Raw genomic sequence first — 20,948 nt, forward strand, 5'->3', positions numbered from 1 at the left:
CAAGTTCCAATAACCGGCATAGACAGGCGTGATGTGGCTTGTCTTGCAGCGCTTCAAAACCCGGTATTGTGATGGAATCGAGACCCGAACAAAGGGGACGCAGTGCACCGCAACAACCACCCGGGCGCAGAGTCGCGTGCGGGCATCGCCGACGTCGCGTCACTCGCAGGTGTCTCGCAGGGAACCGTCTCCAACGTCCTGAACCACCCCGAACGGGTGGCCGAGGAGACGCGAGCCCGCGTCGTCCGCGCGATGGAGATGCTCAGCTACGTCCCCAACGGACTCGCCCGATCGCTCGCAGCCGGGTCGAGCTCGACCATCGGGCTGGTGGTCACCGACCTCAGCAACTCGCTCTTCATCGACATCGCGCGCGGTGCCGAACGGGCAGCTGAGCTGGCCGGCGTGGACCTCATGCTTGCCAACGCGGACGGCCGGCTCGACCGGGAGGAGCGTTACCTCGGCCTGTTCGCCCAGTCCCGGTTCGCAGGCATCCTGATGACCCTGAACGACGAGCAGCACTTCGCGTCGATCGCCGCTCGAGCGACGGGGCGGACGCCGCTGGTCATGCTGAACTTCAACGCTCCCGAAGCGCGGTTCTGCAGCGCATCCGTCGACAATGAGCTCGGCGGATACCTGGCCGCGCAGCACCTGCTCGAGCTCGGCCGACGCCGCCTGGTGTTCGTCGGCGGACCGGACGAGCTGAAGCCGGTGCAGGACCGAGGACGCGGATATCGCCGAGCGCTTCGGGAGCACGGGCTGGGGAGCGTCAGGGAGGTCATGCCTGAACGCATCAACCGCGCGGACGGCTGGGAGATCGGGCTGGCACTGGCCGATCCCGTCGCCCGCGCCGAGGTCGACGGGATCTTCGCCTCGTCGGACCTCCTGGCTGCCGGCATCGTCCAGGCTCTCGCGGGGACCGTTGGAGTCTCGATCCCGGAGGACGTCGCCATCGTCGGGTTCGACAACAACCAGGCGGCCTGGGACAGCCCGATCCCGATCACGACTGTGAGCCAGCCCGGCGAGGCGGTGGGCCGGATCGGCGCGGAGCTGGTGCAGACCGAGGCAGCGGCACGATCCGGCCCACACGCCCATCGCTCGGTCATCCTCACGCCCGAGCTGGTCGTCCGCCGCTCGACCTCGACAGTCCCCGCCCTGCAAACGACGGCGTAGCGAGCACGCATCGGCGGGCGCCATGAGTCGGCCGTGGTGGTCCCGCCTGCCGGTTCAGCGAGCTCCTAGTCGGGGGCTGGGGCCCCTCACCGACGCCCTGCGGCCTCCAGGAAGTCGTGGACCTGGCGGATCGCCACCGACCCCTCGCCGACGGCGGAGGCGACGCGCTTCACGGAGCCGCTCCGCACGTCACCCACGGCGACAACCCCTGCCGTCGGGTCTCGAACATGCCGCGGTGGCCGTCGGCGTCAGGCCCAGTGAGGACGAAGCCCATGACCAGGACTTCATGGGCGTCCACCACCAGCCACCGTCGAAGCCGTAGGTCGGTCGACGGGTCCGGTGGACTCGCGCAGCCGCAGCTCAGTCGGCAGCACCACCCGGACCGGTGGCCCACCGACCGCTCCTCCGTGAACAGCAGCTTTGAGCAGGATCTCGACCGCGGCCCGTCCCACGTCCGCGTGCGCGCCGCCGAGCGTGGTCAGCCGGGGCGTGCACAGGTCGGCGGCGAAGATGTCGTCGAAGCCGACGACGGACACGTCGGCCGGGACTCGGACCGCGCGCTGCTGCAGGCGCTGCACGACACCGATCGCGAGCAGGTCGTTGTGCGCCACGAAGGCGGTCGCGCCCGAGGCCAGAGCCGCGTCCGCCGCGACGCCGCCCTGTGACACCTTGGGTGTGAACGGTCCGACGCGGTCGGCGCGCATGCCGGTCTCCTCCGCAGCTGTGCGCAGGGACGACCACCGGGTGCTTGCCATCCAGGAGCTGCGCGGTCCGGCAAGGTAGACGAGGTGGCGGTGCCCCAGCGAGTCCAGGTGCTGCACGATCTGCCGACAGCCGTCCACGTGGTCCAGCAGGGCGCACGGCAGACCGGGCAGCTCCCGGCTGACCAGCACCACCGGTCGCTGCTCAGCCAGGTGGGCCAGGTTCTCGTCCGGGAGCCTGCTGGCGGCCAGCACGAAGCCGTCCACCGATGGCAGCAGCCGCTGGATCTGCTCGAGCTCGATGCGGGCGGACTCCTCCGCGTTGACCAGGACGAGGGTGTACTCGGAGGCCTTGGCCCGCATCTCCGCGCCGCGGATCAGCTCGAAGTAGTGCGGGTTGGTGATGTCCGAGACGACCATCGCCACCGTGAAGTGGTGGTCGGACAGCAGGGCGCGGGCGTGCGGGTTCGGCCGGTACCCCAGCTCCTCGGCCACCGCGAGCACATGCTCACGCGTCGCAGCACCGACCCGCTCCGGGGTGGAGAACGCCCGGGAGACGGTGGAGGTCGCTACCCCCGCCGTACGGGCGACGTCGTAGATCGTCGGGCCACGCACCCGGCCAGCCAACCCACTTCGGCAACTTTTGACAACCCCTTGCCATGGTTGTCGTGGTCTCAATAGCGTCCGGAATGTGACGCACATCACATCCGATGCCGGAGGTCGGCTGCACGCGTTCTTCGCCGATCCCCCGCGACCTGTCGCCCGCACGGTCCGCGCGCTCACGGCCGTCGAGCTCGCCATCGGCGTGCTCGCGATGCTGCTGATCTTCGTCCTGGTCCTGGTGCAGGCCGGCCAGCGCTACCTGCCGCTGCAGGGGTGGCCGTGGACCGGCGAGCTGGCCCGGTTCTGCCTGGTCTGGCTCACCTTCGTGACCGCCGGCGTCCTCGTCAGCTCCGACTCGCACATCGCGATCGAGACGATCGACGCGGTCCGCAACCCGACCGTCCGCCGCGTCGTGCGAGTCATCTCCTGCCTCATCGTCGCGGCGATCGGTGCCCTGCTCACCGCCGAGGCGTGGGAGCTCATGCACACCCAGGGTGTGCTGCGCTCCCCCGCGATGGGGATGCCCATGTCGTGGCTGTACGCGATCTCGATCGTGGGGTTCATCAGCACCACCCTGCGCGCCCTCGTCGCCGCAGCCCGATTCGCGGTGCTGGGCGTCCCTGACCCGCAGGAGCTGGACGACTCGCGTCCCGAGGTGACGAGCACATGAGCCTGCTCGTGCTCTGCGTGCTCATCACCGTGCTGCTGCTGGCACGGGTGCCGGTCGCGTTCGCGTTCATCGGACCGTCGCTCGTGTACCTGCTCAGCACCGGGCAGTCGCTGGGGCTGTCGCTGCGGCTGGTCGCCCAGTCGACGGCCAGCTTCCCGCTGCTCGCGGTGCCGCTCTTCATCCTGCTGGGCTGCCTCGCCAGTCACGCCGGGATCGCCGACCGCCTGTACGCGTTCGCCCTCGCGCTGCTCGGCCGGGTGCGCGGGAGCCTGGGCTACGTCAGCGTCGGGGTGAGCGTGGGCTTCTCCTGGATCAGCGGCTCGGCCGTCGCGGACGCCGCCGCGCTGGGCAAGATCCAGATCCCCGCGATGCTCCGCGAGGGGTACTCGAAGCGGTTCGCGCTCGGCGTGTCCGGTGCGTCGGCGCTGATCGCCCCCGTGATGCCGCCGAGCATCCCGGCGGTGATCTTCGCCGGCCTCGCCGCGGTCTCCACCGGTGCGATGTTCGCCGCGTCCGTCGTGCCGGCGCTGCTGATGGCGCTCGGGCTGTGCGTCGTGGTGTTCCTCTGGGTGCGACGGGACCCGAACATCCGCGTCACCCGGGTCGACCGCGCCGGTCTCGGCAGCGCCGGTCGCCGGGTGCTCGGCGTGCTCGTCGCGCCGATCCTCATCCTCGGCGGAATCCTCAGCGGCTGGTTCACGCCGACGGAGGCAGCCGCGGTGGGCGCGGCCTACATCGGGTTGCTCGGCTTCGCGTACCGGACCCTGCACTGGCGGGACCTGCCCAAGATCCTGGTCGAGGCGGTGCTGACCTCCGGTGCGATCCTGCTCATCGTCGCGTCGGCCAACCTGCTGGGCTACATCTTCGCCCGCGAGCGGGTGCCGCAGGCGATCGCCGAGTGGATGCTCGGGATCACGTCCGACCCGACCGGCTTCCTGCTGCTCGTGCTGGCGCTCTCGCTGATCCTCGGCACCGCGCTCGACGCGATCGCCGTGCTCACGCTCACCGTGCCGATCCTGATGCCGATCGCGGCGGTCTACGACGTGGATCCCATCGCGCTCGGGGTGCTGATGATCCTGTCCCAGATGATCGGGCTGCTCACGCCACCGGTGGGCACGGTCATCTTCGTGCTGCAGGCCATCGCGAAGGTCCGCATGTCCGAGGTGTTCTGGGGCTCGCTGCCGTTCATGGTGCCGCTGCTGCTGCTGTGCGTGGCGATCATCCTGTGGCCGGACGCGATCCTCTACCTGCCGCAGAGGCTCGGGCTGTGAAGGCGCGGCGCTCGATCCTGGCCGGCCTCCTGGGCCGGGGCGTCGGCCCGTCGCTGACCCCGGAGCTGCACGAGCGCGAGGCGGCCCGCCAAGGGTTGCGCTACGTCTACAAGACCGTCGACCTGGACGATGGCCAGCTCGACCCCGAGCACCTGAGGGAGCTGCTCGGGTCCGCTGTGGAGCTCGGCTTCGACGGGCTGAACGTCACCCACCCGATCAAGCAGGCCATGGTGCCCCTGGTGGACCGGGTGTCGCCCGAGGTCGCCGCGATCGGCGCGCTGAACACCATCGTGGTGTCGGACGGGCAGACGTTCGGCCACAACAGCGACGTCACCGGGTTCACCTCCGCGTTCCGCGACGGGCTGCCGGACGTCGATCTCGGCGAGGTGCTCCTGCTCGGCGCGGGCGGTGCCGGCACGGCCGTCGCGCACGCGCTGGCCGCTCTGGGAGTGCACCGGCTGCTGATCGCCGACCCGGACACCCGGCGTGTGGCCGCCCTCGTGGACTCGCTGCGACGGACCCCGCACGAGGTGCAGCCCGAGCCGGTGCCCCCGCACGACGTGCCCGCGGCGCTCGCGCACGTCCAGGGTCTGGTGAACGCCAGCCCTGTGGGGATGACCGGTCACCACCCGGGCAGCCCGGTGGACACCTCCGGGCTGCGCACCGACCTGTGGGTCGCGGACATCGTCTACCGCCCCCTCTACACCGTTCTGCTGCGCGACGCGCACGCCCGCGGCTGCCGGACGCTGTCCGGGGCCGGGATGGCCGTGCACCAGGCGGCCGACACGTTCGAGCTCATCACCGGACGACCGGCGCACCGGGCGGACATGTTCGGCGACTTCGACGAGCTGGTCGCCGCCGAGACCGGCGGCGATCGTCACACCCCCGAGCCCCCGGCTTCGGGGACCCACACAAGGAAGTGAGGTCGAGATCCCATGCGATGGAACCCGAAGGTCGCCCTCGTCGCAGGGGCGGTCATCACGCTCACCACGCTCACTGCTTGCAGCGGCGACGACGAACCTGACGCGGAGGCCAGCGAGCCTGGCGCCACCGCCGAAGAGGTCACGCTCCAGCTGGCGCACAGCTACGCCGAGACCCAGCCGCAGCACCGCTGCGGAGCCCAGGTCATCGCCGACGAGGTCGCCGCCGCCGACGTCGGACTCACGGTCGAGATCTTCCCCGGCAGCCAGCTGGGCGGGGACGCCGACCGCATCGCGTCCGTCGTCTCCGGCGACATCGACATGGACATCCAGGGCGCCTCCGCCCTCGGCGCGGTGTACGCCCCGATCAGCGTGCTGGACGCGGCGTACGCGTTCGACGACAGCGACCACCTGGCGCGGTTCTTCACCGACGAGGCCTCCGACGAGCTGCTGAACGGGTTCGAGGAGGAGACAGGCGTGCACACCCTCGGCGCCTGGTCGGCAGGCATGCGGCAGTTCACCGCGAACAAGCCGATCCGCAGCCCCCAGGACCTCGAAGGGCTGAGGATGCGGTTCCCCGCCTCGCCACAGTTCCTGATGAACGCCGAGGCGCTCGGAGCGAGTGCGACCGAGGTGGCCTACGAGGAGCTCTTCCTGGCACTGCAGCAGGGCACCGTGGACGGCCAGGAGAACCCGATCGTGAACATCGACGCGAGCAACCTGGAAGAGGTGCAGGACTTCATCAGCATGTCCTCCCACCAGGCCAACTCCAACCTCGTGATCATCGGCGGCGACGCATGGAGCGGGCTGTCCACCGAGCAGCAGGACGCGCTGCAGGCGGCCGTCGACGCGGCCATGGAGCAGGTGCCCGGCTGCGTGGATGAGGACGAGCAGGCGAAGCTCGCGGAGTGGGCGGAGACAGGCGCCATGGAGGTGGTCGACGACGTCGACGTCGAGGCCTTCCGCACCAAGGCGGACGCCTACCTGCAGGAGAACTTCACGCCGGAGCAGCTCACCGTCTACGAGGCGATCCGGGCCACGTCGGAATGACGGCGATCGGGGAGGTTCACACGTTCCGCGGTCCGGTCCCGGTGACCGACCTCGGCACGACCCTCCTGCACGAGCACGTGTTCGTCCGCGACCACGAGCTCGACGTGAACCTCCCCGACCCGGAGTGGGACCCGGCTGCGCTGGTCGCGGCCGCGGTCGACGGGCTGCGCCGGGTGCATGCGCTCGGCGTGCGCACCGTGGTCGACCTCACCGTGCCGGGCCTCGGCCGGGACGTCGCGCTGGTCGCGCAGGTGGCGGCACAGGTCCCGGTGCACCTGCTGGCCAGCACCGGCTGGTACGCGCCGAAGGCGCTGCCGGTGACGTTCTCGGTCCGCGGTCCGGGCCTTCTGCTCGACGGGCCGGACCCGCTCGAGGAGCTCTTCGTCCGCGACACCCAGCAAGGCATCGCGGGCACCGGGGTGCGGGCCGCGATGCTCAAGATCGTGCTGGACCGCTCGGGCGCGACGCCGGACGTCCTGCGGGTGCTCGCCGCAGCGGCGGCCGCCCACCGGCTGACCGGTGTCCCGATCACCGTGCACACCGACCCCTCGACGCACCGAGGTCGCGAGGCGCTCGAGCTGCTGGTCCAGCACGGCGTCGACCCGAGCCGGGTGGTCCTGGGGCACAGCGGGGACAGCGAGGAGGTCGGGGAGCTGCGCACCCTGATGGACACCGGGGCCACGCTCGGCATGGACCGGTTCGGCGTGGAGCACGTGCTCACCGACGACCGCCGCGTCCGCACGGTGCTGGCTCTGCTGCGGCTCGGTTACGCGGACCGGATGGTGCTCTCGCAGGACGCCGCGTTCTACAGCAGGGTCACGCCGCCGTCGTGGCGGCGGGTGCACACGCCGCACTGGCACCTGGAGAACCTGCCGCGGCGGGTGCTGCCGATGCTCCAGGCCGGCGGGGCGACCGAGAAGGACCTGCACCAGATGCTGGTCACCAACCCCGCCAGGCTGCTTGCGCCCGGCGGGGCACCACGTGAGGAGAAGCCCTGATGCTGCGCACCTCGATCGCCACCGTCTGCCTCAGCGGCACGCTGACGGAGAAGCTGCACGCCTGCGCCGAGGCGGGATTCGACGGCGTGGAGCTGTTCGAACCTGACCTGCTCGCCTCCCCGGCCGGCCCGGACGAGATCAGCGCGCTGGCCCGCCGGCTCGGTCTCAGCCTCGACCTCTATCAGCCGTTCCGGGACGCCGAGGGCGTCACCGAGGCCGAGTTTGCCGCGGTGCTGCACCGCGCCCGGGCCAAGTTCGGGCTGATGCAACGGCTCGGCGTGGACACCGTGCTCGTCTGCTCCAACGTGGCCACCGCGACGCTGGATGACGACGCGGTGTCCGCCGACCAGCTGCGTCGACTGGGCGAGGAAGCCCAGGCCTACGGCGTGCGGATCGCCTACGAAGCGCTCGCCTGGGGTCGGTACGTGGACGACTACCGACGGGCCTGGCGGATCGTGCAGCAGGCCGACCACCCCGCACTGGGGGTCTGCCTGGACAGCTTCCACATCCTGTCCCGCGGGCACGACCCGGCCGCGATCGAGCAGATCCCCGCCGAGAAGATCTTCTTCCTGCAGCTCGCGGACGCTCCCGCCCTGACCATGGACGTGCTGTCCTGGAGCCGGCACCACCGGCTGTTCCCGGGCGAGGGCTCGTTCGACCTGACGGCGTTCCTCGGGCACGTGCTGGACGCGGGGTACACCGGTCCGGTCTCGTTGGAGGTCTTCAACGACACCTTCCGGCAGACCGATGTGAAGCGCACCGCCCGACAGGCGAAGCGGTCGCTGACCTGGTTGGAGGACCAGGTCGCGCGGCGCCCGCTGCGGTCCCGCCGCACCGACGGCCCGAGCCGGCTGCCGGACGTCGGGCAGCCGGTCGCGTTCGACTTCGTCGAGGTCAAGGCGGAGGACGCGGGCGAGGTGGACGAGGTGCTGCGGATGCTCGGCTTCACGTTCCGCGGCCACCACCGGAGCAAGCCGGTGCGGCTCTGGACCCAGGGCGCCGCCCGGGTGCTCTGCAACGAGCACCTGGCCCGCGAGTGGGCACCCACGCTGGCCGCGATCGGCATGGAGGTGCCCGACCCGGCGGCATCGGTGCGCCGTGCCCGTCTGCTCGGAGCACCCTCGGTGTTCCGGCGCACCCGCGCCGGCGAGCAGGACCTGGTGGCGTTCCGGGCGCCGGAGGGCACGGAGATCTTCTTCGCCGAACCCTCGCCTGCCGAGCCCGCGTGGGTGCCGGAGTTCGACGGCGGTGACGAACCCGGCGGAGCGCCGATCCTCGCGATCGACCACGTGAACCTCGCGCACCCGTGGCAGACCTTCGAGGAGTCCGTGCTGTTCCACACGAGCGTGCTGGCCCTGCGCTCGCAGGGCACCCAGGAGGTCGCAGCGCCGACCGGGCTCGTGCGAAGTCGCGTGATGCGCTCGGACGACGGCGCGGTCCGCCTCGCGCTCAACGTGGCGCCGGTGCTGGACCGCGGCCTGCCCCAGCACGTCGCGTTCCGCAGCCCGGACGTGATCGCCGCCGCCCGGACCGCGCGAGCACGCGGTCTGCACCCGCTGCCGATCCCGGCCAACTACTACGACGACCTGGCAGCCCGGTTCGACCTGCCCGCGGCGGTGCTCGACGAGATGCGCGAGCTCGGTGTGCTGTACGACCGGGACGACACCGGGGGCGAGTTCCGGCACTTCTACACCCGCACGGTCGGTGCGGTGTTCTTCGAGCTCGTCCAGCGTGACGGCGGGTACGACGGGTACGGAGCAGCCGGTGCGCCGGTCCGGCTCGCCGCCCAGCACCTTGCGTCCTCCAGGGGGTGAGATGACCGACCTGACCCAGGAGATGATCTCGGCGGAGATCGCGGACCGGCACCTGCGCGAGCAGGGCAGCACCACCGTGCACCCGCGTCGCGACTTCGCGCCGTACCGGTCCACCGTCCTGCGCCACCCGACGCACGAGCTCGTGCGTGCGGACCCCGAGGAGATCGAGCGGGTCTCCCCCGCGTTCGGGCACACCGACGTGGCGGTCCACGAGTCGGACCTCACCATCCAGCACGCGGGCGAGCCGCTCGGCGAGCGCATCATCGTCACCGGCCGCGTCCTGGACGGCGACGGGCTCCCCGTCCGGGGACAGCTGGTCGAGGTCTGGCAGGCCAACGCCGGCGGCCGGTACGCCCACAAGCGCGACCAGCACCCCGCGCCGCTCGACCCGAACTTCACCGGCGTCGGCCGCATCATCACGGGCGATGACGGCTCGTACCGGCTGACGACGATCAAGCCAGGCCCTTACCCGTGGCGCAACCACCGCAACGCCTGGCGGCCCGCGCACATCCACTTCTCGTTCTTCGGCACGGCCTTCACCCAGCGGCTGATCACGCAGATGTACTTCCCCGGCGACCCGCTGTTCGGGCTCGACCCGATCTATCAGTCGATCACCGACCCGGCAGCCCGCGCCCGGCTCGTCGCGAGGTACGACCATGAGGTGAGCCAGTCCGAGCGGGCGCTCGGGTACCGCTGGGACGTCGTCCTGACCGGCCCGCGCGCCACCTGGACGGAGCCGGAGGGTTCGGACCATGCCTGAGCAGACCCCGGGCCAGACGGTCGGCCCGTTCTTCGGGTTCGCGCTGCCCTACGACGGCGGCCCGGAGGTCCGGGCGCCGTGGCAGCCCGACGCCATCCGGCTGCACGGGATCGTGCTCGACGGCGAGGGGTCACCTGTCCCTGACGCGGTGATCGAGGTCTGGGGCGCCGACGGGGACGGGCGCCCGTCGACGGAGCGCGGCTCGTTGGACCGCGACCCGCACGGGTTCACCGGGTTCGGGCGGGCTGCGACCAGCGAGGACGGGCACTACGCGTTCAGCACGGTGAAGCCCGGCGTCGGCCGACCCGGCTCGGCGCCCTACGTGGTGCTGGCCGTCTTCGCGCGCGGTCTGCTGCACCACCTGCTGACCCGGGCGTACTTCGGCGACGAGCCCGACGCCAACGCGATCGACCCGCTGCTGCGGCGCGTCGACCCGGACCGGCGAGGCACGCTCGTCGCCACGGTTGACGGTCCGCGGTCGTACCGGCTCGACCTTCGGCTGCAGGGTCCCGGCGAGACCGTGTTCCTCGACTACGGGACCGAGCAGTGACGCCCGGCGACTGGGGCCTGCTCCAGCCCGTCACCGCCGGCACCCCCGACGCGGCCGGCGACGACCAGGTGCTCGCCGCCATGGTGGCCGTGGAGGCCGCACTGCTGCGCGCCTGGGCACGGGTGGACGGCACCGACGACGATGCGGCCGCTCGCGCACTCGGACCCGTCGCTCTCGACCGGGAGGCACTGGTAGATGGCGTCGCCCGGGACGGCGTCGTCGTCGCGGAGCTGGTCGAGCAGCTGCGGGACCACCTCGAGCAGCTCGAGATCCCCGCTCCCCGTCTGCACACCGGCGCCACCAGCCAGGACGTCCTCGACACCGCCCTCATGCGCGTCGCGCGCACGGCGTTCGAGCAGCTCCGGGTGCAGCTCGCCGCCTCGGGCACGGCCCTCGCGGTGCTCGCCGATGCTGAGCGCGACGCCGCACGCGTCGGACGCACGCTCGGCCGCAACGCCGCGCCCACGACGCTCGGGGCACAGGTCGCCGGATGGTTGGACGGCATCAGCTCGGCCGTCGCCACCGTTGACCGGACACGGTTCCCCGTCCAGCTCGGCGGCGCAGTCGGCACCGGCGAGCAGGCCGACCGCGCCGGAGGCCGACCCGGCGCGATCACCGCCCTCCGGTCCGCGCTTGCCGAGGAGCTCGACCTCGACGACCCCGAGCGCTCGTGGCACACCGAACGGACTCCGATCCTGGCCGTCGCGACCGCGGCGGCGACGGTGACGTCCGCCCTCGGCCGGATCGGTCGCGACCTCGTCACGGGCTCGCGCGACGGCGTGGACGAGATCGTGCTCGCGGACGGCGGCCGGTCGTCGGCCATGCCGCACAAGCGCAACCCGGTCGGTCCCGTCGTCATGAGCGCCGCGGCCCTGCAGGCTCCCGGGCTGCTGTCCACCGTCGTCCGTGCGGCGGTCTCCGTCGACGAACGACCCGCGGGCGAGTGGCACGCGGAGTGGTCGGCGCTGCGCGAGCTGGTGCGGCTGGCGAGCGGCTCGGCCGACGCGGCGGCGCGCACGGTCGCGGGGCTGACGCTGGACCGGGAGGCGGCCGCCCGCAACCTGCGAGACGCCGGCGTCGGCTCGGCCGACGACGTCACGCTCGCGGCCTGCGGCAAGGTGGTGGACGCCGCGATCGCCCGCTTCCGCAGCACGCTCGACGACGGGCCAGGCCGATGAGCGTCCCCCGGCTGCGCGGCTCGTTCGCCCCGGCGACCGCACCGGCCGCCCACCAGGACCTGCTCGTCCTGCTGCCGTCGCTGGGCACCACGACCGAGCTGTGGGACGGGGTCGTCACGCACCTCCGGGGCGAGCCGTCGACGGCGGCGCTCCGCATCCTGCGCATCGACCTGCCCGGGCACGGGACGAGCCCTGCTGCACGGGAGCCGTTCACCATCGCCGAGCTGGCCGCGGCGGTCCTCGACATCATCGAGGAGGTCGGGGGTGGGGCGTTCCACGTCGCCGGCGCCTCGCTCGGCGGAGCCGTCGCGCTCGAGCTCGCTGCCGGGCACCCGGACCGGGTGCTGAGCCTGGTGATGTGCTGCAGCGGCGCCCGCATCGGCACGGTGGACGGCTGGGAACAGCGTGCGGCGACGGTGCGCGCGAGCGGGACCGCCTCCCTCGTCGCGGCGAGCGCCGGCCGGTGGTTCGCACCCGGGTTCCTGGAGCGCAGCGGCCGCCCGGGCTCCCGCTCTCTCGACGCGCTCATGGACGTCGACGACGAGTCGTACGCGCGCTGCGCGGACGCGCTCGCCGGCTTCGACCGGACCGGGTCGGTCGCCGGGGTGCAGATCCCTACGCTGCTGGTCTCCGGCGAGCACGACGAGGTGACGACGCCAGCGTCGATGCAGCGGCTCGCCGAGGACTTCCCGCGCGCCACGCACGCCACGCTCACCTCGACCTCGCACCTGGCCGTCCTCGAGGCGCCGACGACGGTGGCCGCGCTTCTGCGCGACCACCTGGCCGGATCCCGCGCCGACGACGACGTGCACGCTCGCGGGATGGCCGTGCGGCGCGCCGTCCTCGGCGACGCCCACGTCGATGCGGCGCTCGCGGCCACGACGCCGGAGACGGCCGCCTTCCAGGACTTCGCCACGCGCTACGCGTGGGGCGAGGTGTGGAGCCGACCCGGTCTGTCCCGCCGCGAGCGGTCGATCGCGACACTTGCGAGCCTGGTCACCGGCGGTCACGAGGCGGAGCTGCGGATGCACGTACGGGCGGCCCTGCGCAACGGCCTCGAACCCGACGAGATCGCGGAGGTCGTCCTGCACACCGCCCTCTACGCGGGCCTCCCGTCGGCGAACACTGCCATGACCGTCGTCCGGGACGTCTTCGCCGACTCGGATCCCCTGAAGGGAGGTCCCGATGGACAAGACCGTCGCGACGGCTGACGAGGCCGTCGCCGACATCGGCTCGGGCTCCTCGCTGGCCGTCGGCGGCTTCGGGTTGTCGGGTGTGCCCATCGCCCTCATCCGCGCCCTGCTCGCCCGCGGGGTCGACGACCTCGAGGTCGTGTCCAACAACTGCGGCGTCGACGGCTGGGGTCTGGGCGAGCTGCTCGCGGCCGGCCGCATCCGTCGGGTCGTCGCCAGCTATATCGGCGAGAACAAGGAGTTCGCCCGGCAGTACCTGAGCGGAGAGGTCGAGGTCGAGCTGACTCCCCAGGGCACGCTCGCGGAGCGGCTGCGCGCGGGCGGGGTCGGGATTCCCGCCTTCTACACGCCTGCCGGGGCGGGTACGGCGGTCTCCGACGGGGGGATGCCGCTGCGGTACGCCGCGGACGGCACGGTCGCGCTGGCAAGCGAGCCCAAGGAGCTCCGTCCGTTCGCCGCGTTCGGCCGGAGCCGCGACTACGTCCTCGAGGAGGCCATCAGGACCGACTACGGGCTGGTGCGGGCGGCGGTCGGCGACCGGCACGGCAACCTCCGGTTCGAGAAGTCCGCCCGGAACTTCAACCCGCTGGCCGGCATGGCAGCCCGCCTGACCATCGCCGAGGTCGACGAGCTGGTCGAGCCGGGCGAGCTCAGTCCGGACGACATCCACCTCCCCGGCATCTACGTCGACCGGGTCGTCCTGCTGAACGCCGAGCAGTCCGCGGATCTCCCGATCGAGAAGATCACCGTCCGCGCGCGCCGCGAGGGGTCCTGATGCCGCTCACTCGCGAGCAGCTCGCCGCCCGTGCGGCCCGTGAGCTTGAGGACGGGTCCTACGTGAACCTCGGGATCGGTCTGCCGACGCTGATCCCGAACCACCTTGCGCCGGGGGTCGAGGTCGTCCTGCACTCCGAGAACGGGATCCTCGGCGTCGGGCCGTACCCGTGGGAGGGCGAGGCCGACCCCAAGCTGATCAACGCGGGCAAGGAGACCGTCACTGTGCTGCCCGGGGCCGCCTACTTCGACTCGGCCGCCAGCTTCGGCATGATCCGCGGCGGCCGCGTCACGCACGCCGTCCTCGGTGCCATGCAGGTCTCCGCAGGTGGAGACATCGCCAACTGGGCGGTTCCCGGCAAGATGGTCAAGGGAATGGGCGGCGCGATGGACCTGGTCAACGGTGCCGCGCACGTGCTGGTGGTCATGGAGCACGTCGCCAAGGACGGGTCGGCCAAGATCGTCGAGCGGTGCACGCTGCCGCTGACCGGACGGGCGTGCGTCGACCGCATCATCACCGACCTCGCCGTCCTGGACGTGACCGACGACGGCCTGCTGCTGGTGGAGCTCGCGCCGGACGTCACCGTGGAGCAGGTCAGGGCCGCCACCGGGGCGCCGATCACCGTCGCCCTCGCGGACCGACCATGACCGAGCTCCGCGAGGTCGTCCTCTGCTCTCCGCTGCGCACACCTGTCGGCCGCCTGGGCGGGGCGCTCGCACCGCTGTCCGCCCGGGACCTCGCCACCACCGTGCTGCGCGCGCTCGTCGAGCGGACGCAGCTGGACGTCACCGCCGTCGACTCCGTCATCGGCGCTCAGGGCTACCCGACGATGGAGTCCCCCGCCTTCGGCCGCGTCGCAGCCCTCGACGCGGGCTTCCCCGTCACCACCACCGGCTACCAGCTCGACCGACGCTGCGGCTCCGGGCTGCAGGCCGTGGTCAACGCCGCGATGGAGGTGCAGACCGGCGTCGCCGACGTCGTCGTCGCCCTCGGCGCCGAGTCCATGTCGAACGCCCCGCTCTACACCGAGCAGGGCCGGCGCGGGCTGCCCCCCGGTGGGCTCCTCCTGCACGACGCGCTCGCCCGCGGCCGCGAGACCGTCGGCGGTGTCGACTACCCGACGCCCGACGGCAACGTCGGCACCGCCGAGGCCCTGCGCGCCGAGTACGGCATCAGCCGGGAGGACCAAGACGCCCTCGCGCTCCGGTCGCACCAGCGCGCCGTCGCCGCTCAGGACGCGGGCGCGTTCGATGCCGAGATCGTCCCGGTCACGGTGCCGGACAGACGCGGACCCGTCGTCGTCGAGTGCGACGAGCACCCCCGTGCCGACACCACGCTCGCCGCCCTCGCGGCCCTCCGCCCCGTCCTCGTCGCCTCCGACCCGGACGCCACGGTGACCGCCGGGAACTCCAGCGGGCAGAACGACGCCGCGGCCGCGTGCGTCGTCACGACCCCGGAGCACGCCCGTCGGCTCGGCCTGACGCCCGCCCTGCGCCTGATCTCGTGGGCGGTCGCCGGAGTCGACCCCCGGCGCTTCGGGATCGCCCCGGTCCCCGCGACCCGGCTCGCGCTCGACCGGGCCGGTGCGACCCTCGACGACATCGACGTCCTCGAGCTCAACGAAGCCTTCGCCGTCCAGGTCCTCGCCTGCCTGGCCGACTGGCACATCGACCCTGAGGACCCCCGGGTCAACCCGCGGGGCAGCGGCATCTCGCTCGGCCACCCCATCGGCGCTACCGGGATCCGGATGCTCGCGACCCTCTCCCACGAGCTCCCGGCACTCGACGGCGCGCTCGCGGTCGAGGCCATGTGCATCGGCGGCGGCCAGGCCCTCGCCGCAGTCCTCGAGCGCGTCTAGCGGCCCACCTGAACAGCGCAGACGGTCAGCAGCGGTCGCTGGCGGACGTCGGCCTCCTGCCCGACACGGAAGAAGTCACGCGGCTGTCTACCGGCACGATGTCGGTCCGATCCGCAAGCTCGGATCCGCACCTCGGTGACGTTCCCGCGGCCGGGCTCAGAAGTTGAGGTTGCTGGCCGGGTCCTGGTTGGTGAGATCGTCCGGGAACGAGCGGGGATCGACGTCGGTCGGCGCGTCGGGCTGACGAACGGAGTCGACTGACATCGCCGCACGGACGTCGCCACGACCAGGTGGCGCGAACCTCGACAGTTGCTGGGTCACGCCTGGTAGTCCCCCCTGGTTGCTCGCTCGACATGCGCGTCGATCGGGTGGGCACCACGATGCCTGGATGCCGGCTGCACAGGAGGTCCCCGCCCTCATCGCCGACGTCCACAAGTCCCTCGCCGCGTCGCCGGCCCGGCCGTGAGTATTCGGATCGGGACCTCGGGCTGGTCCTACGACCACTGGGACGACGTTCTCTATCCGCACGGCACGCCGCCGAACGACCGGCTCGCGCGGTACGTGCAGGAGTTCGACACCGTCGAGCTCAACGCGAGCTTCTACCGCTGGCCGCGCGAGTCGACGTTCACGTCGTGGCGACGCCGGCTTCCCGACGGGTTCGGCATGTCGGTGAAGGCGCCCCGCGGGCTCACCCACGCCAAGCGTCTGTACGGCCCTGAGACCTGGTCCGCGCGGATCGCCGGGTCGTGGCACGCGCTCGGCGATCGTCGCGAGGTGCTCCTGGTACAGCTGCGCCCGGACCAGGAGCGCGACGACGCGCGTCTCGACTGGTTCCTGGGGTCGTTGCCCGACTGGATCCGGGTCGCCGTCGAGCTGCGCCACCCGTCCTGGCAGACCGACGACGTCTTCGCGCTGCTCGAACGGCACGGTGCCGCGTCCTGCGTGATCAGCGGCGCGAACCTGCCCTGCGTCCTGCGGGCGACCGCACCGTTCGTGTACATCCGCATGCACGGCCCAGACCACGACCACCTGTACGCCGGCTCCTACTCCGAGGACGACCTGCGCTGGTGGGCCGACCGAATCCGGGAGTGGGCCGACGACGGCCGCGACGTCCTCATCTACTTCAACAACGACGGCGGCGGCCACGCCGTGCACAACGCACGTGCCCTCCGCCGGATCCTGGGCACCTGAGCGCACCGGACGCCGCCTCTGACGCCCGGCGCGTTACACGCGCAGACCGACGAGCCAGTCCCCTTGCCGGGACCTCATCGTCCTCAGGCTCGGCGGACGACGACGAGGTGCTGATGACCGTCAAGAAAGGGCGACAGCTCGCAATCTCACGTCACCACCTCGGCGCCGGGCTCGAGGTATACGGCAAGGACCGCGACGTCGTCGTCTGCCTCGCTCTCGGGGACCAGCCGCCGCAGCAGCTCGTCGACGAGGCCGTCCAGGTCGCGCCCGGCGCGGCCCGCCCCGTCGTCACGCGTGAGCTCGACGACCTGGGCGACGAGCCGGTCCAGCCCGACGCGCAGGTGCTCGCCCCGGCGCTCGACGAGGCCGTCCGTGTAGAGCAGCACCGTCGAGCCGCGGGGCACACGCACGACGTGGTCGGTGCGCGGCGTCCCGGGGTGCAGGCCCAGCAGGAGCTCCGCGGGGGCGGCGAGCTCCGTCACCGTGCCGTCGGGCGCGATGAGCAGCGGCGGCAGGTGGCCGGCATTCGTCCAGCGCAGCGTCGTGGCGTCGTCGACCCGGTCGTCGGCCTCCTCGAGCCGGAGGACGACGGCTGTCGCCATCGTGTCGATGCCAAGCGCGCGGACGGCGTCCTCGAGCGACGTGAGCACCTGCGCGGGCGTCCCGCCGCCTGTGTGCGCGATGCCGCGCAGCAGGGTGCGTAGCTGGCTCATCGCGGCGGCCGCGGGCGTGTCGTGCCCCATCACGTCCCCGATGACGACGACCGTCTCACCCGACGGCTGCGTGAACGCGTCGTACCAGTCGCCGCCCACCTGCGCCGCCTCCGCCGTCGCGACGTAGCGCACGACGACGTGCAGGTCCTCCGACGGCGTCGGCGACGCGAGCAGCGAGCGCTGCAGCGCGACCGCGATCTCGCGCTGACGCCCGAAGAGCCGCGCGTTGTCCAGGGCCATGCCCGCCCGGTCCGCCAGCTGCACCAGGAGTGCGACGTCGTGCGGCGTCAGCCCGGGCTGCCCCTCGTCGAGGAACACGGTGATGGCGCCGACCGTCCGTTCGCGCGCGCGCATCGGGATTGCGTACGCGGTGCTCGGCGCGAGCTCGCGCAGCACGTCGCGGGCGCGGCCGGACAGCACGCCGCTGATCGACTCGGTCGCGTTGTGGATGACGATCGTCTCGCCCGTGCGCATCGTGCGGAACAGGTACGCGTCCGGCAAGAGCGCGTCGATGCGCAGGGCCGCGTACGTGTTCACCGTGTCGCGCATAGCGGGGTCGGTGTGCCAGGCGGCGATGTCGCGCAGCTGGCGGTGGTCCTCGGACATGGTCACGAGGCACCACGTGCCGAACGTCGGGACGAGGTGGGTCGCCAGGCGGCGGACCGCCTCCTCCGTCTCGAGCGTCGAGCTCAGGTCGTCACTCACCTGGGCGAGCAGGCGCAGCCGCCGCGAGGAGTCCTCCGCAGCGGCGCGGGCCGTTCGCACCTCGTCCTGCGCGCGACGACGCTCCGAGATGTCGTCGAGATAGACCGACAGGCCGTCAGGGCCCGGCCATGCCCGCACCTCGCACCAACGGTCGACCGGCTCGGCGACGAATGCCTCGAAGAGGCGCGGCGCCACGGCCGCGACGGCCTCGCGGCACTCGCGCTCGACGTCTGTGCCGAGCCACTGCGGGTACGCGTCCCAGACGACGACGGACAGCAGCGCGTCCCGCGTGCTGCCGAGCAGGTGCTCGGCGGCGGCGTTGACGTAGGTGAACCGCCACTCCTCGTCGAGCAGGAAGAAGGCGTCGGGCATCGTCTCGAGGATGCGGTCGACCCGCGCCTCGGCATCCCGCTCGGCCGTGGTGTCGTACGCGGCCCCCATGAGCCGGACGGCCGTCCCGTCCGGACCGGCCAGCGCCATGCCCCGCGCCTTGACCCACCGCACGGAGCCGTCGCCCCGGATCACGCGGTACTCGGCGACGTACTGCGTGCACGTGGCGATCGCGGCCTGGAGCGCGTCGCTCACCCGCGGCAGGTCGTCGGGGTCGAGCGCGGCGTTGAACGCCTCGATCGTGGACCCGAAGGCGTCCCGTGCGATGCCGAAGATCTCGAGCAGCTGGTCGTCCCAGTCGAGCCGGCCGGAAACGAGGTCCCAGTCGAAGCTCCCGACCCCCCCGGCGCTGACGGCGAGCTGCCAGCGCATGCGGTCCGCGTCGTACCGCGCCGCTAGCTCGGCCAGTGCCGCCTCGGGATCCGCGGGCGCGAGGGGAGCCAGGTCTCCAGCGTCGACGTCCGTCATCGGCCCGCCTCTCAGGGTGCTGTAGGTCAGCACGATACGTGCTCGGCCCGTGGACACGACCCCGCGACAGCGGGTGAGCGTCGGGCGTGACGGCCGGGTCGTTCAGTCGGTCGGCTCGACCGCCGCTGGATCCTCCACGAGCTCGCCGGGCGTGGGCCCGTCGCCGCTCTTTACCTTGACGCCGCGTCAACGTGCAGGCTGAAGCCTATGACGAACTCACCTGCCCTTATCGAAGGCATCACTCGAGACATCTACGGAATGCCCGCATTCGTCTCCCTCGACGTCCCCGACGTGCGAGACGCCGCCCGTTGGTTCGTGGGAGCACTCGATTTCATCGAGTTGTTCGCAATGCCGCCCGGCGACGACCCCACACTCATTCACCTGCGCCGGTGGAGATATCAAGACATCCTCCTGCGGCGCAGCGATACGGACGCAACCATCGGCCCAGGCATCCAACTGTCGATAGCGGCCACCTACGAAGAGCTGGACGACTTGGCAACACGTGCACGTACGGTCGGAGCGACCACCGTCCTCGGCCCAGAGGACACGCCCTGGAACACCCGCGACCTCACATTGACGAGCCCGCAGGGCCTACAGATCGTCCTCACCGCCCGACGACCGGAGCCGCTCCGAGATGCAGAATTCACTGCCAAGATGAATCGGTGGTCGCCGACCACTCTGGCCGATGACGGTCGCGGTCCGGTAGCACTGCCTCGCACCGACCCTGCTGGCCCGTTCTTCCCATCCCGGAACCGAGAAGATGGGTGATCGTGCCGACGCGGCGCCCCGTCCCGCGCTCCTAACGTGCTGCCGTCCAGCGACGACAGGAGCGTGTCATGACCACCCAGCACATCGAGACCCTCGTGATCGGTGCCGGCCAAGCCGGCCTCGCCACCGGCTACCACCTGCAGCAGCTCGGCCGCCCGTTGCTGATCGTCGACGGCGACCAACGCGTCGGCGACGGCTGGCGCCGGCACTGGGACACGCTGAGGCTCTACAGCCCGGCGAAGTACGACGCGCTCCCCGGGCTGAGCTGGCCGGCGGCGCCCTGGTCGTTCCCCGGCAAGGACGAGGTCGCGGACTACCTGGAGAAGTACGCGATCCACCACGACCTCCCGGTGCGGACGAGCACCCGCGTCGAGCGGCTCGAGGAGAGGGCCGCGGGTGGCTACCGCGCCGTGCTCGGCGAGGACACGATCACCTGCGACAACGTCGTCGTGGCCACCGGCACCTTCGGGCGGACGCCGTACATCCCGGCCTTCGCCGCCGATCTCGATCCGTCCATCCAGCAGCTGCACTCGTGCGAGTACCAGCGTCCGTCGCAGATCTCCGCGGGTCCGGTGCTCGTCGTGGGCGCCTCGCACTCGGGGTGCGACGTCGCCTACGAGGTGGCCGAGCACCTGCCCACCACGCTGGTCGGGCGGGACCCCGGGCAGATCCCCTTCCGGTGGGACCGGAAGGCGCTGCGGATCGGCTTCCCCGCGGTCGTCCTCGCCTGGCAGCACGTGCTCACCCGGCGCACGCCCATGGGACGCAAGGCGCTCGACGAGGTCCGGCACCACGGCGGACCGATGACCCGGGTCAAGCGGGAGGATCTCGCGAGGCGAGGCGTCGAACGCATCACCGTGCGGGTCGCCGGCGTCGAGGGCGGGAGGCCGGTGCTGGACGACGGCCGGGTGATCCCCGCCTCGACGGTGATCTGGTGCACCGGCTTCCAGCAGGACTTCGACTGGATCACGGTGCCGGTCTTCGGTCCGGACGGGTGGCCCGAGGAGTACCGCGGCGTCGTCGAGAAGGCTCCCGGGCTGTTCTTCTGCGGACTCGCCTTCCAGTACGCCTTCAGCTCCATGGTGCTGGTGGGCGTGGGGCGCGACGCGGAGCACGTCGCGCGCCGGATCGCGGGAAGGGTCGAAGAACTGGCAGCTGCCTGACGGGTCCCACGCGCACGTCCTAGCATCAAGGGAGGGTGG

General features: G+C 71.9%; 19 protein-coding genes. 17 read left to right on the forward strand and 2 right to left on the reverse strand.

Annotation, left to right across the window (positions count from 1 at the left end):
• The first annotated feature begins 102 nt into the window (after window positions 1-102).
• Complete coding sequence (locus ASG23_RS17945; RefSeq protein ID WP_056027816.1) at window positions 103-1,170, forward strand: LacI family DNA-binding transcriptional regulator; 1,068 nt, start codon at window positions 103-105, stop codon at window positions 1,168-1,170.
• Window positions 1,171-1,454: 284 nt separating this feature from the next.
• On the opposite strand, the gene ASG23_RS17950 is transcribed toward ASG23_RS17945, so the two are convergent.
• The gene (locus ASG23_RS17950; protein ID WP_056027818.1) at window positions 1,455-2,486 is read right to left on the reverse strand and encodes a LacI family DNA-binding transcriptional regulator; all 1,032 of its coding nucleotides are present in this window, start codon (window positions 2,484-2,486) and stop codon (window positions 1,455-1,457) included.
• A 76-nt stretch (window positions 2,487-2,562) separates the two neighbouring features.
• On the opposite strand from ASG23_RS17950, the gene ASG23_RS17955 reads away from it, so the two are divergent.
• From ASG23_RS17955 to ASG23_RS18020, 14 genes are all read left to right on the forward strand, one after another.
• Complete coding sequence (locus tag ASG23_RS17955; protein ID WP_056027820.1) at window positions 2,563-3,144, forward strand: TRAP transporter small permease; 582 nt, start codon at window positions 2,563-2,565, stop codon at window positions 3,142-3,144.
• Window positions 3,141-4,415: a TRAP transporter large permease gene (locus tag ASG23_RS17960; RefSeq protein ID WP_056027821.1), complete on the forward strand. Its 1,275-nt coding sequence runs from the start codon at window positions 3,141-3,143 to the stop codon at window positions 4,413-4,415. The genes ASG23_RS17955 and ASG23_RS17960 overlap by 4 nt, the downstream gene beginning before the upstream one ends.
• Complete coding sequence (locus ASG23_RS17965; RefSeq protein ID WP_056027823.1) at window positions 4,412-5,338, forward strand: shikimate dehydrogenase; 927 nt, start codon at window positions 4,412-4,414, stop codon at window positions 5,336-5,338. The genes ASG23_RS17960 and ASG23_RS17965 overlap by 4 nt, the downstream gene beginning before the upstream one ends.
• Window positions 5,339-5,350: 12 nt before the next feature.
• Complete coding sequence (locus ASG23_RS17970; RefSeq protein ID WP_056027825.1) at window positions 5,351-6,385, forward strand: DctP family TRAP transporter solute-binding subunit; 1,035 nt, start codon at window positions 5,351-5,353, stop codon at window positions 6,383-6,385.
• Between the two features lie 41 nt (window positions 6,386-6,426).
• Window positions 6,427-7,383 (forward strand): phosphotriesterase family protein, encoded by a 957-nt coding sequence (locus tag ASG23_RS17975; protein ID WP_162242705.1) that lies wholly within the window; start codon window positions 6,427-6,429, stop codon window positions 7,381-7,383.
• Complete coding sequence (locus tag ASG23_RS17980) at window positions 7,383-9,197, forward strand: bifunctional sugar phosphate isomerase/epimerase/4-hydroxyphenylpyruvate dioxygenase family protein (protein ID WP_327019481.1); 1,815 nt, start codon at window positions 7,383-7,385, stop codon at window positions 9,195-9,197. The genes ASG23_RS17975 and ASG23_RS17980 overlap by 1 nt, the downstream gene beginning before the upstream one ends.
• Before the next feature lies 1 nt (window position 9,198).
• A complete protein-coding gene (gene pcaH, locus ASG23_RS17985) occupies window positions 9,199-9,957 on the forward strand; it encodes a protocatechuate 3,4-dioxygenase subunit beta (RefSeq protein WP_056027829.1) in 759 nt (252 codons plus the stop codon).
• Window positions 9,950-10,507 carry a protocatechuate 3,4-dioxygenase subunit alpha gene (gene pcaG, locus ASG23_RS17990; RefSeq protein WP_056027831.1) on the forward strand — a complete coding sequence of 186 codons (558 nt, stop codon included), beginning with the start codon at window positions 9,950-9,952 and terminating at the stop codon, window positions 10,505-10,507. The genes pcaH and pcaG overlap by 8 nt, the downstream gene beginning before the upstream one ends.
• On the forward strand, window positions 10,504-11,685 hold the full coding sequence (locus ASG23_RS17995; protein WP_056027833.1) for a lyase family protein: 1,182 nt from the start codon (window positions 10,504-10,506) through the stop codon (window positions 11,683-11,685). The genes pcaG and ASG23_RS17995 overlap by 4 nt, the downstream gene beginning before the upstream one ends.
• Window positions 11,682-12,896 carry a bifunctional 3-oxoadipate enol-lactonase/4-carboxymuconolactone decarboxylase PcaDC gene (gene pcaDC / locus ASG23_RS18000; protein ID WP_056027836.1) on the forward strand — a complete coding sequence of 405 codons (1,215 nt, stop codon included), beginning with the start codon at window positions 11,682-11,684 and terminating at the stop codon, window positions 12,894-12,896. The genes ASG23_RS17995 and pcaDC overlap by 4 nt, the downstream gene beginning before the upstream one ends.
• Window positions 12,871-13,653, forward strand: a complete 783-nt coding sequence (locus ASG23_RS18005) for a CoA transferase subunit A (RefSeq protein ID WP_056027838.1) — start codon at window positions 12,871-12,873, stop codon at window positions 13,651-13,653. Before pcaDC ends, ASG23_RS18005 begins: the two co-directional genes overlap by 26 nt.
• Window positions 13,653-14,300 (forward strand): CoA transferase subunit B, encoded by a 648-nt coding sequence (locus ASG23_RS18010; RefSeq protein WP_056027840.1) that lies wholly within the window; start codon window positions 13,653-13,655, stop codon window positions 14,298-14,300. Before ASG23_RS18005 ends, ASG23_RS18010 begins: the two co-directional genes overlap by 1 nt.
• Complete coding sequence (locus ASG23_RS18015; RefSeq protein WP_056027842.1) at window positions 14,297-15,511, forward strand: acetyl-CoA C-acetyltransferase; 1,215 nt, start codon at window positions 14,297-14,299, stop codon at window positions 15,509-15,511. Before ASG23_RS18010 ends, ASG23_RS18015 begins: the two co-directional genes overlap by 4 nt.
• A gap of 462 nt (window positions 15,512-15,973) precedes the next feature.
• On the forward strand, window positions 15,974-16,702 hold the full coding sequence (locus tag ASG23_RS18020) for a DUF72 domain-containing protein (RefSeq protein WP_056027844.1): 729 nt from the start codon (window positions 15,974-15,976) through the stop codon (window positions 16,700-16,702).
• 146 nt (window positions 16,703-16,848) lie between these two features.
• Here ASG23_RS18020 and ASG23_RS18025 read toward each other — a convergent pair whose 3' ends face one another.
• Entirely contained in the window at window positions 16,849-18,978 is a 2,130-nt protein-coding gene (locus ASG23_RS18025) for a SpoIIE family protein phosphatase (RefSeq protein WP_056027846.1), read from the reverse strand.
• Between the two features lie 207 nt (window positions 18,979-19,185).
• On the opposite strand from ASG23_RS18025, the gene ASG23_RS20065 reads away from it, so the two are divergent.
• Together ASG23_RS20065 and ASG23_RS18030 are read left to right on the forward strand one after the other, a co-directional pair.
• The gene (locus tag ASG23_RS20065) at window positions 19,186-19,746 is read left to right on the forward strand and encodes a VOC family protein (RefSeq protein WP_157465736.1); all 561 of its coding nucleotides are present in this window, start codon (window positions 19,186-19,188) and stop codon (window positions 19,744-19,746) included.
• Window positions 19,747-19,814: 68 nt separating this feature from the next.
• The gene (locus tag ASG23_RS18030; RefSeq protein ID WP_056027848.1) at window positions 19,815-20,909 is read left to right on the forward strand and encodes a flavin-containing monooxygenase; all 1,095 of its coding nucleotides are present in this window, start codon (window positions 19,815-19,817) and stop codon (window positions 20,907-20,909) included.
• The last annotated feature ends 39 nt before the right edge of the window (window positions 20,910-20,948 follow it).

This window comes from Cellulomonas sp. Leaf395 (genome assembly GCF_001424125.1).
Taxonomy (GTDB): domain Bacteria; phylum Actinomycetota; class Actinomycetes; order Actinomycetales; family Cellulomonadaceae; genus Cellulomonas.